Source organism: Photobacterium sp. AWH4_225, from assembly GCF_056158405.1.
In genome coordinates this window covers 1,450,643-1,469,075 of sequence record NZ_JBSWTF010000004.1, presented here as the reverse complement: position 1 = coordinate 1,469,075, position 18,433 = coordinate 1,450,643, and the positions used below count along the sequence as shown (strand labels likewise).

Genomic DNA, 18,433 nt, shown 5'->3' with positions numbered 1-18,433 from the left:
TTACGGGGTATCCCTATTTACCAGTTAGGCAGGTACCAACCATTTCACGTCATACGCCCCCAGCGTAATCTGATCCGTAGGTTGCAAAGGGGAGTGATTCAAAATATCTAGCACAGATGCAGTGGCTAAAATATCGGTGATTGAAAACGGAACCTGTTGCTCTTGCTCGCTGAAGTTACAGATAGCCAGCATTGTCTGGCCGTTGTCATTCAGGCGGGCATAAGCAAACAAGTGTGGATTATAGGTTTCCAGAATCTCGGTTCGGGAAGCGCCAAACACTTCATTGTTCTGGCGAAGCTTGATCATTGCTTTTAGCGACTGGTTCACCGACGCCTCGAATGACCCCGGCAGTTGCGCTTTGCCAATGGCGTCATCGGTCACTGCAGGCCGGTTTACCCAACGGGCATCATCGGCTTTTCTGCTATCTTCCAGGTAGCTGTGATCGTTGAGAATACCTAGCTCATCACCTTGGTAAATCAGCGGGATACCACCAATACTCAAGTTGATACTATTGAGCAAGCGAATGCGCTTGAGAGCCAATTCAATCAACTGGTTATCGTCTTGTTCTAGGCCACGTTCGAGGCCGGCAAGTGATGCCAGCGAGCCACAGACCCGGCAATCACCGGTAGTCGGGTTTTCCTGAAACGGCACCCCTTCGGCAAACGAGCCATCAAAACGACCAGTGTAGAACTGGTTGAGGAAGCGGCGGTGGTCGAAACCATTGATACCCAACTGATCGGCGATGGCGTCATCGAAAGTCCAACCGATATCGTCGTGGCAACGGATATAGTTTACCCAACTGCAGTCCGGTGAGATCTCAAAGCTCTTTTTCAGCGACGCGGTCAGCAACTTGGTTTCGCGGGTCGCCAGACTCTCCCACATCAAGGCCATCATCAATGGATTGTAAGACAGCTGGCACTCATCCTTGCCGATGTACTGCGCCACTTCATCCGGGTGGACGATCGCTTCTGACTTGAACAACACCGCAGGCGCGACAATTTGCAAACAGCTGTTGAATGCCTGGATCAGCGTATGGGCTTTCGGCAGGCTCTCACATTGGGTCCACTTTTCCTTCCAGATAAACGCTAGTGCATCCAAGCGAAGCCCTTCACAGCCAATGTTGGCCAAGAACAACATCTCATCAGTAATGGCATTGAACACTGCCGGATTGGCGTAATTCAGATCCCACTGGAAACTGTTGAACGTTGTCCATACCCACTCTTGCTGAGGCTCGAGGAAAGTAAAGCTTCCGCGGCGCACTGTCGGGAAAATCTCACGGCAGGTCTGGTTATAGTCATCTACTTCCTGCTTGTCCTCGAAGAAGTAGTAGAACTCTTTGAATTCAGGATCGCCAGCTTTTGCCGCTTCCGCCCAGCGGTGCTCATCTGAGGTATGGTTGAAAACAAAATCCAATACCAGACTGATCCCTTCTGCTGACAAAGCATCGGCAAGGGCAACCAAGTCTTTTTCTGAACCCAACTTCGGGTCGACCAAACGATAATCGGACACGGCATAGCCACCGTCACTGTCACCTTCCGGCGCCTTATACAAAGGCATCAAATGCAGGTATGTGATCCCCATGGACTTTAGATATGGGATCTTGGCTTTGAGCTTGTTCAGATCGCCCGCGAACAAATCAACATACACCGCCATCCCCAGCATTTTCTCGTCGCGGTACCATGCCGGTGATTTAAGGCGGCGTTCATCCAGGTTCTTCCACTTTCGCTTGCGGGCAGCAAACGCCTTGGCTAATACCACCACCAACTGTTGTAGGTGGAGGAAAAAATCATAACGCTCACCGTATAACTGGTGCAGCTTGATCACCAAGGCCGGGAAGTGTTCATCCAGACGTTTTAGAAAAGCCTGCTCGTCTTTCTTGGTCAATTTAGGCAGTTCGATAGAATCGAGCACCTGGGCTAGGGCTTTTTCAGCCTGTTGAAGCGTTAGCATGCCTGCTCTCCTTGCATTAACATTTTGACGGCACTTTTCAGGATAGGTAACTCGCCGTTATCAACACAGATTGCGTACATCGCTTCGGTATTGCGGGCGAAGGCCAAATTGGTAAAGCTGAACTCACCGCCGTTGATCAACAATTCAACTGAACCGTTGTCCACTAAGACAGAGATAGAAAACTCAGGGCCGACAGGAAGAACAACGCAGTAATCATGGGGGTAGTGCTCATCGATACGCGTTTGCCCGAATTGCCCTTTGCGCAGGGAGCGAACCTCAAGCCCAGCCTTAAGGTGCTTGAACTGGAACTTGATATCATGATCTTCAAACAGAGCCAGTGAGAGGGTTTGGCCTTGAGAAAGCGCCGCCATGAATTCACATTTCATCACCGTGTTTTTCTCCTCCTTGCTTATCCCCTCAAAGACAGAGAATTCACTCTCGGTATTCGGCTCAAAACCCAGCACAGTGTCGAGTTCACGGACAAAACGCTGCCCGACACGCAAGCCTGCTTTGCTCTCAAACAAGAAAAGCTCACGCGGCATCGCCATCGAACTACGGAAGGCTTGCGTTGGCAATTCCAGAGAGTATTGATGATTGCTCATCCAGGTACTGACGATCCGGCGGCCATCTTCGCTCGGAAGATCAGAAAATGACTGGGTCGCGTAATAATCACGGCCAAAGTCGAGCCATAGGATTTCTTCTGGGTGGTTATGGTTAGTAAAGGTCTTACCGTCGAAATCACCGATAAAGTATTGGGTACCTGCACCACCACAATGGGCACCTTCGCCGATACCAACAACCAATACCCAGCGGCTCTCTTCGCTGCCTTCTACTTGAAGCTCGAACAAGTCGGGGCATTCCCATGGCCCTTTGCTGTGGGCACCATGACGGTAGCCGAACTCACTGACTAGTTGCCAGTCCAATAAATTGGTAGAGCGATAGAATTCAAGATGCTGACCACAAGATACCACCATCACCCAAGTTTGGCTGGCTGAGTGCCAGATGACCTTAGGATCACGGAAGTCCGGGTTGCCACGTGCGGGGATGATTGGCTGGCCGCCATGGTACTTTTTCCAAATCATCCCATCTTGGCTATAGGCCAACGCTTGCTGCTGGATAGGGTCTTCAACCTTGCGGCCATCGGTCAAAATTACCTCAGGCTGGATAAATGAGGTATAGAAGGCCAACAAGCCCAGCTTACCATTTTCGAACAAACCAGATGTATTGTTCCAATCAACAATTGCACTGCCAGAGAAACACATTCCCGACTCATCAGGATAGAGTGCCGGCGGCAGCTCCTGCCAGTTAATCAAGTCCTGGCTAATTTTGTGCCCCCAGTGCATCGGCCCCCACACCGTGTCATGCGGGTAGTACTGGTAAAATTGATGATAGTGCCCGTTGAAATAGACCAAACCGTTTGGATCATTCATCCATCCCTGGTCCGGCGTCATATGAAGTTTAGGGCGGTAAGCCTCTGCCATGTCTTGCTCTTCTTCCGTATCAATCCATCTCAATGCAGCGGATTATGCATCATTAACGTAAACGCTTACGTTAAGCCGATCACATTAAAGAAAATACAAGTATCAGTAAAACGCTAAAAACAACAGTTTTAGTTATTTTCTTTACCCGCAAGACGGATTAAGCCGTCGCAATTTCGTTAAAACAACCTCGAATAACGTAAAAATTACGAAAACAGCCTTACTATTTAGTCATGCGCCATGCTTTTCTTGTCCCCTATTCTATTTTTTCATACCCCTGCACTTTTATTCGTTTGCCACAGAGGCTGGGTCCGCTCAACAATCAAGCTATTAACTATATGCAAGGAATCTAATAATGAGCCATGTTCTCCACCGCCATTGCCATACGCCGCTACCCACCGTAGTTAGCGGGCAAGGGATATACCTGACAGATAGCGAAGGGAAGCAATACCTCGATGGTTGCGGTGGTGCAGCAGTATCAAATTTGGGCCATAACAACCAAAGGGTAAAGGCGGCCATCAGCCAACAGTTAGATAGCATTCCGTATGCCCATACCGGTTTTTTTACCAGTGCAAGTAGTGAGCAACTGGCTAAGCGACTGACAGAACTTGCACCAGAAGCTTTGAACCACACTTACTTTGTCAGTGGCGGCTCCGAAGCGGTGGAAGCGTCACTGAAATTGGCGCGGCAGTACTTTGTCGAAAAGGGCAAACCAACGAAAAGCCAATTCATCGCCCGGCGACAGAGCTATCATGGCAATACCCTCGGCGCACTTTCGGTCGGTGGTAATGAGTGGCGGCGTGAACCTTTCAGGCCGATACTCTCCTCAGCCCATCACATTGCCCCTTGCTATGCTTATCGTGATCAGCAGCCGGGAGAATCAGAGCTGGGCTACAGCCTTAGGGTAGCGAATGAGCTAGAACAAAAGATCCTTGAGCTGGGAGCCGACAACGTCATGGCATTCATTGCCGAGCCCGTGGTAGGTGCAACCGCTGGGGCGCTTCCTGCTACTGCTGGTTATTTCAAGCGGATCAGGGAGATTTGCGATACCTATGATGTGTTACTGATCCTTGATGAGGTGATGTGCGGTATTGGCCGTACTGGTACCTTTTTCGCCTTTGAGCAAGAAGAGATCGCGCCTGACATTGTTACTGTTGCCAAAGGGCTTGGCGCTGGCTACCAGCCTATCGGCGCTGCCATCGTCCACGACAAGATCTACCAAGCCATCGCAAAAGGTAGCGGGTTTTTCCAGCATGGCCATACATTTATGGGCCATCCGATGGCATGTGCCGCGGCGCTAGCGACCGTTGATACCATTGTCGATGACGGCCTACTCGACAACGTCAAACTCCGTGGTAGCCAACTCATGGCCAAACTCAACGAGAGCTTAGGGGAGTTACCTTACATCGGGGATATCCGGGGCAAGGGGCTGTTTATCGGCATAGAATTAGTCGCAGACAAAAAGACCAAAGCCCCCCTTTCCAGCTATTCGCAGGCTCACAAAGCGATTAAATCAGCGGCCATGAGCAACGGGCTGATGTGCTATCCCATGTCAGGAACGATAGACGGCAAAGCTGGCCACCATATTTTATTGGCTCCGCCTTTTATTATTGAAGAACACCATTTGGATGAGCTGGTTAGCAAACTACATACCTCCCTGTTGCAAGCATCGGTGGGGTGGCGATAGGCGATAGGCGATAGGCGATAGGCGATAGGCGATAGGCGATAAAACTAACGGGAAGAAAACCAATGTCAAACAAGCTATATCAGGGCAAGACCGCGATAATTGTGGCCCCCAACGGGGCTAGGAAAACCAAAGCCGATCACCCTGCCCTGCCGATGCTTCGGCAGGAAATCATTGATGAGGTTATCGCCTGCCGCGATGCAGGGGCGGCTATGGTGCACCTTCATGCCAGGGATAGAAATGGCAAGCACTCCTTGGAAGTCGGCGATAACCTCCATCTCTACCACGCCCTGAAAGAGCAAGTGGGTGACAGCATTATTGTCCAGCTAACCACAGAGGCAGTCGGGCAGTATTCCCCTAGCCAACAAATGGCCTTAATCACCGAAGTAAAGCCAGAAGCTGCCTCCTTGGCTCTTAGTGAGTTAATCCCCGAAAGCCAATATTCAGATACTGCCTACCTTGATACAGCGAGCGGCTTTTTCCATGGTATCGCCGAGCAAGGGATCATCGCCCAATACATTCTTTATAGTCCGCAAGATCTTGAACGCTACTTTGCATTGTTGGAAAAAGGATTACTGCCTGCCTATAACCACCATATCTTGCTGGTGCTCGGTCGCTACGACCAACACCAAACCGCCTCACCGCGAGACCTCTCACCTTTCTTGCAACAGCGATTGTTTAATCATGATAAACGTTGGGCAGTTTGCGCTTTTGGAAAATATGAACACCTTTGCCTGACAGCGTCTATGATTATGGGTGGAGATATTCGGGTTGGCTTTGAAAATAACCATGTTAATCATCAAGGTACAGTAGCCTCAACCAACGCAGAACAAGTGGCTAACCTTGTCGAAACCGCCAAGCATTTAGGTCTCGCAACCCTTGATGCTAACCATTTTCGCCAGCTCCTCACTGCTTAGCCAGAAGCAGTATCCATTGGCTTTGCTTTTTGCGTAAAACTCATCAAAAGGGACTTCTATGGGATCTATCAACAAGCTTCTTGCCTACACCGGTGCCGCCGTTTTACTGGGTACCTCGACGCTATCTTTTGCCGAAAGCCGTTTCGTTACCATAGGTACAGGTGGTGTCACTGGGGTATATTACCCTACAGGTGGGGCAATATGCCGCTTGGTCAACAAAGACAGAAAAGATCACAACATCCGCTGCTCGGTCGAAAGTACTGGCGGCTCTATCTATAACATCAATACCATCCGAGCCGGTGAGCTCGACCTTGGTATCGCCCAGTCTGACTGGCAGTACCATGCCTACAACGGTACCAGCAAGTTTGCCGACAACGGGGCATACAAAGATCTGCGTGCGGTTTTCTCCATCCATCCAGAACCGTTTACTATCGTTGCCCGTGCCGATTCAGGGATCAAAACCTTCGAAGATCTTAAAGGCAAGCGCGTAAATATCGGTAACCCAGGCTCAGGTCAGCGCGGCACCATGGAAGTGTTGATGGAAAGATACGACTGGTCAATGAAGGATTTCAAACTGGCTTCTGAGCTAAAAGCTTCTGAACAGTCAAAAGCACTTTGCGATAACAAAATTGATGCCATGATCTATACCGTTGGCCACCCAAGCGGTGCTATCAAAGAAGCTACCACGTCTTGTGATAGCAAAATCATTACCGTTGCCGGTGACAAGGTGAACAAGCTGATAGAGGACAACAGCTTCTACCGTGTCGCAACGGTGCCGGGTGGTATGTACAAAGGCAACGCTATTGATGTCACCACCTTCGGTGTAGGTGCCACCTTTGTCTCTTCAACGTCAGTACCAGATGACGTGGTATACAGCATCGTCAAATCGGTATTCGAAAACTTCGATGACTTCAAAAAGCTCCACCCAGCCTTTGCCCACTTGAAGAAAGAAGAGATGATCCGAGACGGTCTTTCTGCCCCGCTCCACCCTGGTGCAGCAAAATACTACAAAGAAGTCGGCTTGATGTAACTGAGATATCTGCAAGTCATGCTTGAACTAAAAAAGAGCGCATACGCGCTCTTTTTATTGATGGCAAACATTTCAGAAAAAATAAGGTTTAGTGCAGCAGACCTACACCAACAGTGATTAGCTAAAGACTCATAATCTTCTTGAACTCTTCTTCGCTATATTTTTTCTCGGTGCTCTTGGTCAGGTCCGTCATCATCTTGTAGCGGATCTCCGTTGCCATGCTCAAGGTGCGCTGCAACTGGCCGTAAGAGAAATCCGAAGCCATTTCGACTGCGGTCGCTTTATCCTGGTTGTACATATCTTTGAGCAGCATATCCATATTGCTCACTTGCTTGTAAAGCTTGCTCTCTTCCTTGTCCCAGGTCGCTTTTAGCATTGGCAGGTACTTGTCCGGATTGGCAGTAGCCAGTGCCGTCAGGCTTCGGAACTGCCAGTAAGCCGAGTCATCACTGTAGGTATCGGTACCAACCGTGTACGGGGTTGGGTACTCTTGCAAGCTGGTGTATAACGGCACCAACACAGATTCAGACAATACACCATAGCTCTGCCAGATGATGCCCTGGAACTCTTCAGGCATATCAGGGCGAAGCTGAATAATATGCGACTCAAGCTGGCGTTCTACCCGGATAGGCCGCTCCCCTTTGTCAGCCAGCTTGGTGCCTTCATAGGTTGAACCCAAAACACTAGCGACATCGCCGACCGAAATCTTGTCATCAGGCTTCATGAACAACGGGTATTGCTGCTCGCGGGTATCCTGCACCTGCGAAGGCGTCAGCATTGCCTGCCCCAACCACTCGCGGTCCACGTTGTAGACATCGCCAATCACCCCAAAGGCCTTGGCAAAGTTAAATGAACTGGCATCTGGCTTATCGAGCAACTTGTGCTGCTTGACGAAATCCAGTAGCCCTTCTGAGTGCATCACATCCGGTGCATCCAAATCGACCCCATGGATCCGCAAGCCATTGGCAATCATCGCATAGCTATCATCTGGCACTTTAACGGCAATCCAGTGGTGCCCAGAACCGATTTCAAACAACCAAGCTTCATTGACATCGGCAATGTACAAGCTGTTACCTTCTCCGGCGCCGTACTCTTCAATATACTGACCTAGCAGTTCAACCCCTTCCTTGGCTGTTTTCACCTGCGGCAGGATAAGGGTTGGGATCACCGCTTCGATGATGCCGGGTTTTACCAATGGGTCAGCCTTGGCCGCTTTGTCATTGACCTCGGCACTGGTGGTGGCTGAAACAGCGACATTGTACTGGTTGATGCCGCGCTCTTCGTAATACTTGCCGTCTTTATCAACGGTCAGCGCGTCCCAGTCAGGAATTGCCGAATAGGCAAAAAACTGGCTCGGCATAGGGACAATTAAACCATTACCTAAGGTCCAATCGCCCGCTTCGTTGATTTGCTGTGGGCGATAGGCAAGGTGTTTGTTCCAGTTATTGATGCCAAAGTCTTCGTTGCGGGCAATCATAATGCTGCCATCTACCGATGCTCCTTTACCCACAATCAACCCCGTACAAGCATTAGCACTCATGCTAAGTGCAGATAGAACAGCGGCACTCAACAGCGTAATAGACATCTTCGTCATCGTATCTCTCCTATGGTGTGAACACCTATTGGAATGTTGAAATATTATTCAGTTATTCTTTTTATTTTGATTAAACTAGCACAAAGATCGACTTATTAATCAAAAAGCAGTGTAAACACAATTAGAGAGAATATTTGCTGATAAGATCACGAATAAGGACTTACGAGAACATAAATGCTAGGAAATATGATCTTGGCTGTTGTCCATCATGTCGGCTAACCACTGAGTAAACACACACACCTTTCGGGCATGGCGTTTATAATGAGGCACAATTATGTAATAACCATAATGGCTGGTCATCGCAGAATTAAGTGGGTTAAATAGCGACTGCTCGGCGAGCAAATCATCAACCATAAAATCGGGCAATAAAGCCAAGCCCAACTGGTTTCTCACCGCCTCCAATGATAGATAAAAGTGCTCAAATCCCACGCCGTAGAAATCCATTGGAAATGCAATGTCATGATGGGTTCTGAATTGCTCCCACAATTGCGGCCGGGTAACTTGCGGTAGAAAAACATGATTAGCTAAATCATCAATGTGCCTGATTGGCCTTAACTGTAACAAATTAGCTGATGCCACCAGCCGAAGACTTTCGTAGCATAAGAGAGTGGCATTTTCGTAATGCTTGGCAAGAGGTAAACAGCGAATGATGATGTCGTTGTCAGTGCTAATATCATTGACCATCCCATCCCCGGTTTTCAATTGTACTTGAAGATGAGGGAAAGCATTGGCAAAACTATTTATCTTCGGGATAAGCCAGAGACTAGCAAAAGATGGGGTCACATTGACCGTCAGTACTTCATCAACCTGATCAAGCTGGCGCAGGCTGGCCGTAGCATTTTGCAGGGCTTCTAGCGATTCCGCTATCTGGGGTAAATACCGCAACCCGACACTAGATAACCGGATACCATTGAGGTGGCGTTCAAACAAAGGCAGGCCAAGCTGCTGTTCTAATTGAGCAATTTGCTTACTGACAGCCCCTTGGGTAAGGGATAGCTCTCTAGCGGCTTTGGAGAAGCTCAGATGATTGGCAACAGCGATAAAAGTTCGAAGCGCTCTTATCGAGGGGAGTTCTTTCATGTCTAACACTGCCGTTACCCTATTCCTTTAGGTTGAGTCTTTAATTTATGGTTTAAATAGGCAATAGGCAATAGGCAATAGGCAATAGGCAATAGGCAATAGGCAATAGGCAATAGGCAATAGGCAATAGGCAATAGGCAATAGGCAATAGGCAATAGGCAATAGGCAATAGGCAATAGGCAATAGGCAATAGGCAATAGGCAATAGGCAATAGGCAATAGGCAATAGGCAATAATGCTATGAAGAAGTGTCTTACATTACAATTGAAATAATAGTCAAACAGACTTTTTATATAAAATAAAAAGCCTGCTTAATTTAATATCGCTTGCATTATAAGTGCATTTTAAAAGGAAAAATTAAACCTAATTAATTTGGTTTTACTAGACTGCCGCCTTTGGCATAACACATGTTTTGTTGAAGCATGATAGCTTTGCCATCGATATAGCAAACTTGATAAGACTCTGAATGCCTACCGGAAAGGCTGCCATTATTTGAAGATGAGCTTGAAGGAGAGCTTGATGATGAAGCCAAAACCCCAAATGCTGGTACCACTAAAACTAACGCCAATAATAGTTTTTTCATCCTATACCTCACATCCGTATATAGCGGCATTATTGCCTACACAATGAGTGTAGCGAATAAAAAGATGTGTGATATACGTAAATCCATGCATATTCGCGTAAAGTTCAGCTTGCCGTAAGGTTCAATTTACGTCCAATACACATGGTTTATTATTATTTTCTTAATAAATTTAATAGTAACTTATTATATTTATTGATTTTGTTATTCCAGGCCGCGAAAACGGCCTGGATACATCGATAGTAAAAGAAGGAAAATTAGAAGCTGTAGTTAATACCGGCAATAAATAGCGGGATGTAACCATCGAACTCTGAATTACTGTTATCTTCGAACTTGATGTCTTTATAGCTCACTTCACCAAAGACACGCCAGCTGCTGTTTAGTGCATAGTTAGCTGAAATACCTAGCTTCCAGTAGTCTTCCGACCACTCATGGGCGCCTGTCTGGTCATTTTCTTTTTCGAATTTACCGAACTCACCCCAGAGTGAGGCACTCAAGTCGCCCCAGCTGTACCAGATACCTGGCTTGATGATGGTCTCTGTTTCAACAAAGTTATCACCTGATTTTGGCTTAAGTGTACCTTCCTGGTAGCGGAAGTTCAGCCATGCACCCATGTTGTCGGCAATTTTATAGCCGAAACCCGGTTCGATTTCCCAGTATGGGAACTCACTGCTACCACGGTTATATTCCACGTGGTACATCGCATAACCATGAATATCTAGGCGATCAGTAATGTTGTAGTTACCGAACACTTTAACTTCTGGCGTAGTACGCTTATCGATGGATTCACCGGCTAGTTTAACCCCCCAGCCAACGCTACCCCATGCTTGACCGTAACTGCGGTTTGCCCAGATTTCCTGGATTGAGTTAACACCACGGTCATAATCAGCGTGTTTCAAGTTACCGTTGAACAGCTCTTCGCGTGCAGAGTAGAAACCAAAGTCCCAGCCAGGAAGGTCATCATGACGGAAGCTACCCTGTGCCAGGGTATATTTCAGTTTACCTTCGTTTACACCGTCATCACGGATCACTCGCTCTACTTCAATGTTGGTGCCTAACGTACCATGGAGGCGACCCTCTTCTTTCGCCGGTGCGTTAGTCGCCGTCAGCAGCTCTGCTTTAGAAGCCTCGTTCTCCAGACGGACTAGCGTTGATTGGTTTTCTGCTTCCTGTTCAGTTTCCGCTAAGGCTTGTCCAGAGAAAATGAGTGCCAAGCTCATTGCCACGACTGTTTTATTCATAATATTTCCCTATTATAATTTTGCGTACAGTAGATGTTTTGCCCGCGCCAACGGGCAGAGTATTGTTGTCCTGCAAACAGACTCGCATGCTGTCAGGACAATTTTTTCAACCTGCGCCAACAGGTTGAGGAATACTTAAACGTCAATGAGTTAACTCAGACGTTGGATATTAAGCCCGCCGCCAAGCGGGCTTTTTATTTTGACTTTCAGACGCTCTTCGTCAGAACCTAATTAGCTGGCCTGGCGAACTTGTGGTGGTAAGGTAATTAAATCGTCCAGCGTAAAGCTACGGGTAAATGCCTTGCCCTTGCTGTCAAACAAGTGGCATTTTTCCGCCGGAATATGGATATTCAGGTACTGGCCCACTTCTACATGCACGGTGCCCGGTACACGTACCAGAACCTCCTGCCCACCGCGCAGCAATGTGGTGTAAAGCAAAGACTCGGTGCCAAGGCGCTCCATACCCTCAACGCGAACACCAACCCCGCTCTCAGCCAGGTGAATATCTTCCGGACGAATACCCAATGTCATCAAAGCGCCTTGTGTTGCCGCCTCGGCATTCACTTCGGCCTCAAAGGTGTAATCGCCAACTTCAACGGTAGCGCGATCCTCTGTGGCATGCTTGAGTGTTGCCGGGATCAGGTTCATCTTCGGTGAACCGATGAAGCCTGCGACAAACAGGGTTTTCGGGAAGTAGTAAAGATCCAGCGGTGAACCCACCTGCTCAACCAAACCGTCTTTCAGTACCACGATCTTGTCAGCCAACGTCATGGCTTCCACCTGATCGTGGGTTACGTAAATCACGGTCGATTTAAGCTTTTTATGGTAATCCGCCAGTTGCAGACGCATACGAACACGCAGCGCCGCATCCAGGTTAGACAATGGCTCATCGAGCAAGAACACCTTCGGGTCACGGACAATGGCACGGCCAATTGCCACACGCTGGCGCTGGCCACCAGAAAGCTGGCTCGGGCGCTGGGTAAGCAGCTTGGTCAGCTCCAGCATTTCGGCCACGTTCTTCACTGCCTGTTCGATTTCCTCTTTTGGCTTCTTCGCCAGTTTGAGGCCGAAGGCAATGTTCTCGAACACTGTCATATGCGGATATAGCGCGTAAGACTGGAACACCATGCCGATCCCGCGATCTGTCGGTGACAGGGTGTTGACCACATCACCGTCGATCAGCATATCGCCTGATGATATTTCCTCAAGGCCTGCCACCATTCGCAGCATGGTCGATTTACCACAGCCTGATGGGCCGACGAAAACCGTAAATTCGCCATCTTCGATTACCAGGTTGGCATCCTTGATGATGTGGGCACCATCAGGATAGATTTTGTTGATGTTCTTAAGTTCTAAACGCGCCATTTTTTTACCTCTGAATCCCTACTCGTTACGCCAAAATTTGCGATACCACTAGCTTACTGGTGTCTGCACAGACCCAGTCCGCATGGCCAACACGCTCTTTCGGCCCGATACCAACAACCTTCATGCCCGCTTCTTTCGCAGCATCAACACCGGCTTCAGCATCTTCCACTACGATACACTCATCAGCGTTAACGCCCACCTGGCCTGCTGCGTGGATGAATACATCCGGCGCAGGCTTTGAGCGGTTCACCGACCAGCCATCACCAATTGCATCGAACAATGGTGTCAGGCCTAAACGGTGCAGGATTGGGCGGGCATTCTTGCTCGCCGATGCCAGCGCAACTTTGATACCGCGTGCGTTCAGCTCAAGCAGGAACTGCTCGATACCCGGCAGGACATCCTCAGCTGTAATGGTGCTCAGCAGCTCAACGTAGTAGTTGTTCTTGCGTTCCATTAGGTCAGCGATTTTTTCCTCGCTGATCTCACGGCCATTAAGGATAATTTCCAGTGATGCACGGCGTGAAACGCCGCGCAGCTGTTCATTGATTTCACGGTCGAAGTAGTAACCTTCTTCGTCGGCCATACGCTGCCAGGCTTGGTAGTGCAGCTCAGCGGTATCGGTGATCACACCGTCTAGGTCGAAAATAAATGCCTTACACATTGAAAGTTACCTCAGTTGACTCGATAACACGTGGCTCACCGGCCACTTCGATTGCCAGTGCCTGGCCTGTGAATTCAGGACGGGCGATTTGTACTGTTTCCTGGTCGACAGTGACTTCCAGACGCTCACCTTTCCAGTAGATTGGGAAGTTCAGGCTGTCCCACTGCTTAGGCAGGTTAGGGTTGATGCGAAGCTTGCCGCCCAGCATACGAACACCACCGAAGCCGTATACCACACACTGCCACATACCGCCGATAGACGCCGCGTGGATACCGTGATCAGAACTCTTCATGTTCTGGCCGATATCAATACCTGCAGCTTGCTGGTATAGGTCGTAAGAAAGCTCTGCATTACCTACATCCGATGCCAATACCGAGTGGGTAGATAGGCTCAATGATGAGTCATGCAGTGTTTTCGGCTCGTAGTAGTTCCAGTTCGCCAGCTTGGTTTCCAGGTCGAACTTGTCTTCCTGCTGTAGGAACAGCACCATGATGTCGGCCTGCTTGGAAACCTGCATCTCGTTAACCTGCTCAAGGTTGTAGTCCTGGAACAGGCCACCAACGAATGGCTGCTCTTTGTACTTAGTCAGGTCAATAACTTCTTTCTGTAGGTAAGTGTCATCCTGCGGGATTACCTTATCTTCAGGGCGCGGCTGTGGCAGGTAAACGTTATCGACGCGCTCTAGCCACATCTTGCGTGCTTCTACTAGGTTCAGCTTGTCAGACAGTTTCGCCAGTAGCTCTGGGTTAGACTGCTCAAGGTCTTCGTAGTAGCGGATCGCCAGCTTAATGTTTTCCACCGCCATGTAGTTGGTGAAGGCGTTGTTATCAATGTGCTCTTTGTACTCATCAGGACCGATGACGTTACAAATACCCCACATGTTGCGGTCTTCCAGCCACTCCAGACGGCTAGTCCAGAAAGTCGCGGTATCGAACATGATCTCGTAGCCCATGTCATCCATGAACTTCTGGTCGCCAGTGATCTGGTAGTACTGCCATAGGGCGTAAGTGATGTCACAAGTGATGTGCTGCTCGATAAAACCAGACCAGATCTTGGTTGATTTACCAGTGATGATGTCAACAGCACCCCATACAGGCGTTACTTCTTCACCAGTTAGTGCTGATTCCCATGGGAACTGAGCACCAATGTAGCCGTTGTCTTTCGCTTTCTTACGCGCGCCATCTAGGGTCTTAAAGCGGTACTCAAGCAGGCTGCGAGCAACTTCAGGCATGGTGTAGATGAAGAAAGGCAGCATGAATACTTCTGTATCCCAGAACGAGTGGCCTTTGTAGCCTTCGCCAGACAGGCCTTTCGCGCCGATACCGAAGCGAGAGTCGTGCATTGGGGTAAAGATGTTTAGCTGGTACTGAGCGAAACGGATAGCCAACTGATCAAAGTCAGAACCACCGATAGTGATATTCATACCTGCCCAGCGCTTGTCCCACTCAGCTGCACTTTCTTCAAGCAGTTCATCAAAGCTACGGTCAGCATTCGTTTTAAGGTTTGTCAGCGCGTGGTCACGCAGAGACTGAAGCTCGTAGCCTTCAACATCGAACTGCTTGTCGCGAGACGTGTGTACCACACCGATTTTCTCGGTACCGAATGCTTCGCCCGCTTTCAGGTCGTAGTTGATGTTTACCCATACTTTACGGCGGTCCATAGCTAGCGATGGGTCGATTTCAGTCTCTTGGCCGTTTACAAAGTAACGGTGCGACGTCAGGAAGACAAAATCTACCTTGCTTTCAGTAGTGTGCTGCAGAAGCTCGATGAAACGCTTGTCGTAAATACGCTTTTCGCCTTCGTGGAAATGCTGTGCGCCAGAGTTCGAAAGCTGGGCATCGACACCCGAGCGGATTTCGATTTTCGCATCACTGTCCAGGGCTTTAACCTGTACATCAAATGCCATCAGGTGAAGGTTCGCTTGTGAGAAGAAGCGACGGAAGCGCATCTCGAAGCTCTTGCCTTCAGTGTTTTTCCATGTGAACTCACGAGTCAGCTCACCGTTTTTCACGTTCAAGCGGCGTGAGTAGTTGCTCACTTCGCCGGCTTCAAGGTGAAAGCGGCGGCCATCGATGAAGATTTCAATCGCACTCATATCAGCTGCGTTTGGCAGTTCAGTCACTTCTTCTTCATCGAACTTGTTGTACGTACCAGCAACGAACAGGTTGCGGGTCTGGCCAACGTATTTTTCTTCCGTTGCACTACGCGCACCCATGTAGCCGTTACCTTGGCTCATAACAACTTCACATTTGCCTTGGAATGCTGAGTCAAACGCGGTTTCCTCAACGATCCAGTTTTTCAGTTCGCCTTGACCAGCGTTGTAGTTCATAAACATCGTAAAATTTCCTAATTAACCTTTAACAGCGGAAGAAATATCGTTACCAACGAAGTAACGTTGGAAAATAATGAAAACAATCAGTACAGGGATCGTGGACAGGAAAGCCCCGGCCAGGATCAGGTTCCAGTCGCCTGCAACACCGTAAGCGTTACGTAGGCTCAATAGACCAACAGGAAGCGTGTAGGCATCTGTCGGGCTGTTGATAACCACCAGCGGCCAGAAGAAATCATTCCATGCGCCCTGGAAACCCAGGATGGTGACCGACATGATGGCCGGCTTCGCCAATGGCATGAAAATACGGAACAAAATAGTGGCTGGGTTGGCACCGTCGACAATCGCGGCTTCTTCCAGCTCCTTCGGCACACTTTCGAAGAACTGCTTCATGATCAGCACCTGGCCGGAGGCGACGATGGCGGTGATCACAGCCCAGGGGGTATTGAGCAAGCCAATGTCACGGTAGATCAGGTAGTTCGAAATAAACGTCACCTGACCCGGTACCATCATGCTCAGCAGCATGAACGCAAACACAAAGCGCGCACCGGTAAACTTTAATCGCGCCAGGGCGTAACCTGCTGTACATGCAAAGAACAGGGTCAGCAGTACCTTGCCGAAGGCGATGAAGAATGAGTTCATGGTCCAGCTCATAAACAGGCTCTTGCCGGTTTCAAGGCTGACTGACTCGGTGTAAACCCTTACGTAGCTTTTGAACACATAACCAATCACACCCGGTGCAAGGTTGTCCCACGCGGCAACTCGGCCTCGACGCTCCATACGGTTCGGTGACAGGGTGCTATCCACCAGTACCTGACCGCGAGGGGCGGTGATGTTAAGTGGCAGGGTATCCACTACTGGGCCATCGCCTTCATAGCGGACAGTGAATTCCCACGTCGCGCTGTTGCCTTGGCGGGTGACTTCACGTTTACCACGTTGCTCGACAAACGTAACGTCGCTGGCTTCGCCAATAAGCTTCGGCTCGGAAACCACAGCGTAATCGGCCGCAAACTCGGTGGTAATAGCCGCAGCCATACCGGTACCCGGACGGCGGCGAGGCACTTCAATCACAGGGATAGCAAGCTCGTCACCCTCTTCGACCGCGTAAGTCACCTGGAAAGTGATATCCGCGCCCGGGGCAAAGCCACCAAACCAAGGGGCACTGTTGCCGTCATTACCCAGCTGGTAAGCTGCAGACCAGTTGGCAGGCTGTACCTGGGCAAAATTGAACTTGAATGGTTGCTCCAACGGGTCATCTTTTAGGCTCGCCATGAAAGCGACCACAAACGTACCCAGCATGATAGTCGCAATCATCATCAGCGCACCGTAAACCCAGGCCACCTTGGCCCAGCGGCGGCGGGCGTGGAACTTACTGATTTGCTCCATGCTAACCGCAGGTTTTTCAGCCGGTTGTGCCAGTGCCAAATCAGACATCTGCTTTCTCCTTCACACCGAAAATTTTCTGAATGTAAACCACGACCAGGGTAATGAACGCCAGTACCAGTGATGCAGCACTTGCCATACCGATTTGCGGTGTACCGCCCGGTGGGAAAGCATTGTGGTAAACGTAGTAAGCCAGGGTAATACGTGACTCTAGTGGTGCAGCGGCACCTAATAGGGCAACCTGGTCAAACATCTGCAGCGTACCGATGATGCCGAAGGTGATAACGACAAAGGTCACCGGTGCAAGCTGAGGAATCGTGATGTGCCAGTGCTGTTGCCACTTCTTCGCACCATCGATGCGGGTTGCTTCGTACAGCTCCTCTGGGATCCCTTGCAAGCCAGCCAAAAACAGCAGCATGAAGGTCGGGATCGTGGTGTAGATGTTCTGGATAACAATCGCCCAAAGCGTCAGCGGCATCGGGCCAACCTCTTCACGGGTGTTGAGCCAGTTCACTTCCACCACATGACTTGAGGCTTCAACCAAGCCAGTCATCGAGCCAACCAAGGTGATCACTGCGGCAATCATGCATGACAGGATGCCCCAAGCCGGATCGAACCAGCTTGCCGGCAAACCGCGGATGCGGTCACGCCACACCAGTACCAGCTGGCAAATCGCAGCAGTAACTACAAAGCACGTCAGGTACGGGGAGTTTGCCGCTACCGAAGTCAAAAAGCCGTTGAGGTAACCGTTCTTTTGGTAGAACCAAATAAAAATCAGGGTAACGGCAGCACTCGACAAAATACTCGGCAGGTAAAAAGCTGTGCGGAAGAAAGACTTACCGCGGATTTTGGAGTTGACCAAAATCGCCAAGCCCAATGCCAATACCGTCTGGATAACCGTCACAATCACCGAGAAAGACACCGTGTTACCCAATGCCAGCAAGAACAAGTCATCCTTGAACAGAGCAACAAAGTTATTCAGGCCAACCCAGACCGCCTCAGAAAACAGATCGTATTCCGTAAAACTAAAGTAAACGGTACGAACCAAGGCATATAAGAAGAAAACAACCAGGGTCAGAACGAATGGCCCAGCTAGGAGCCACCCGTAAACCTGTTCGCGTAAGCGAAGGGAATTCATTGCA

14 protein-coding genes are annotated in these 18,433 nt (G+C 49.4%); 3 read left to right on the top strand and 11 right to left on the bottom strand.

The features are described from left to right. Positions 1–24: 24 nt before the first annotated feature. Positions 25–1,950, bottom strand: coding sequence for an alpha-amylase family glycosyl hydrolase (locus ACXAD4_RS23810; RefSeq protein ID WP_475244519.1), 1,926 nt, complete (start codon positions 1,948–1,950; stop codon positions 25–27). After that, on the bottom strand, positions 1,944–3,431 hold the full coding sequence (locus ACXAD4_RS23805) for a glycoside hydrolase family 32 protein (protein ID WP_475244518.1): 1,488 nt from the start codon (positions 3,429–3,431) through the stop codon (positions 1,944–1,946). Before ACXAD4_RS23805 ends, ACXAD4_RS23810 begins: the two co-directional genes overlap by 7 nt. A gap of 352 nt (positions 3,432–3,783) precedes the next feature. On the opposite strand from ACXAD4_RS23805, the gene ACXAD4_RS23800 reads away from it, so the two are divergent. From ACXAD4_RS23800 to ACXAD4_RS23790, 3 genes are all read left to right on the top strand, one after another. Then, the gene (locus tag ACXAD4_RS23800) at positions 3,784–5,115 is read left to right on the top strand and encodes an aspartate aminotransferase family protein (protein ID WP_475244517.1); all 1,332 of its coding nucleotides are present in this window, start codon (positions 3,784–3,786) and stop codon (positions 5,113–5,115) included. 62 nt (positions 5,116–5,177) lie between these two features. Then, on the top strand, positions 5,178–6,029 hold the full coding sequence (locus tag ACXAD4_RS23795) for a beta-keto acid cleavage family enzyme (RefSeq protein ID WP_475244516.1): 852 nt from the start codon (positions 5,178–5,180) through the stop codon (positions 6,027–6,029). Between the two features lie 58 nt (positions 6,030–6,087). Next, positions 6,088–7,059, top strand: coding sequence for a TAXI family TRAP transporter solute-binding subunit (locus ACXAD4_RS23790; RefSeq protein WP_317524961.1), 972 nt, complete (start codon positions 6,088–6,090; stop codon positions 7,057–7,059). A gap of 121 nt (positions 7,060–7,180) precedes the next feature. Here ACXAD4_RS23790 and ACXAD4_RS23785 read toward each other — a convergent pair whose 3' ends face one another. The 9 genes from ACXAD4_RS23785 to ACXAD4_RS23745 form a co-directional block, all read right to left on the bottom strand. Then, entirely contained in the window at positions 7,181–8,653 is a 1,473-nt protein-coding gene (locus ACXAD4_RS23785; RefSeq protein WP_475244515.1) for a C69 family dipeptidase, read from the bottom strand. A gap of 177 nt (positions 8,654–8,830) precedes the next feature. Next, positions 8,831–9,742 (bottom strand): LysR substrate-binding domain-containing protein, encoded by a 912-nt coding sequence (locus tag ACXAD4_RS23780; RefSeq protein WP_475244514.1) that lies wholly within the window; start codon positions 9,740–9,742, stop codon positions 8,831–8,833. 357 nt (positions 9,743–10,099) lie between these two features. Next, positions 10,100–10,315 (bottom strand): hypothetical protein, encoded by a 216-nt coding sequence (locus ACXAD4_RS23775; RefSeq protein WP_222550029.1) that lies wholly within the window; start codon positions 10,313–10,315, stop codon positions 10,100–10,102. 254 nt (positions 10,316–10,569) lie between these two features. Next, complete coding sequence (locus tag ACXAD4_RS23770) at positions 10,570–11,553, bottom strand: OmpG porin family protein (protein WP_107300503.1); 984 nt, start codon at positions 11,551–11,553, stop codon at positions 10,570–10,572. Between the two features lie 231 nt (positions 11,554–11,784). Beyond that, the gene (locus ACXAD4_RS23765; protein WP_475244513.1) at positions 11,785–12,918 is read right to left on the bottom strand and encodes an ABC transporter ATP-binding protein; all 1,134 of its coding nucleotides are present in this window, start codon (positions 12,916–12,918) and stop codon (positions 11,785–11,787) included. Positions 12,919–12,943: 25 nt separating this feature from the next. Next, positions 12,944–13,579, bottom strand: coding sequence for a beta-phosphoglucomutase (pgmB, locus tag ACXAD4_RS23760; RefSeq protein WP_475244512.1), 636 nt, complete (start codon positions 13,577–13,579; stop codon positions 12,944–12,946). Further along, entirely contained in the window at positions 13,572–15,914 is a 2,343-nt protein-coding gene (locus ACXAD4_RS23755) for a glycoside hydrolase family 65 protein (RefSeq protein ID WP_475244511.1), read from the bottom strand. The genes pgmB and ACXAD4_RS23755 overlap by 8 nt, the downstream gene beginning before the upstream one ends. A 15-nt stretch (positions 15,915–15,929) precedes the next feature. After that, positions 15,930–17,342, bottom strand: coding sequence for a carbohydrate ABC transporter permease (locus ACXAD4_RS23750; protein WP_475244510.1), 1,413 nt, complete (start codon positions 17,340–17,342; stop codon positions 15,930–15,932). Continuing rightward, the gene (locus ACXAD4_RS23745) at positions 17,335–18,429 is read right to left on the bottom strand and encodes a carbohydrate ABC transporter permease (RefSeq protein ID WP_475244509.1); all 1,095 of its coding nucleotides are present in this window, start codon (positions 18,427–18,429) and stop codon (positions 17,335–17,337) included. Before ACXAD4_RS23745 ends, ACXAD4_RS23750 begins: the two co-directional genes overlap by 8 nt. Positions 18,430–18,433 lie beyond the last annotated feature (4 nt).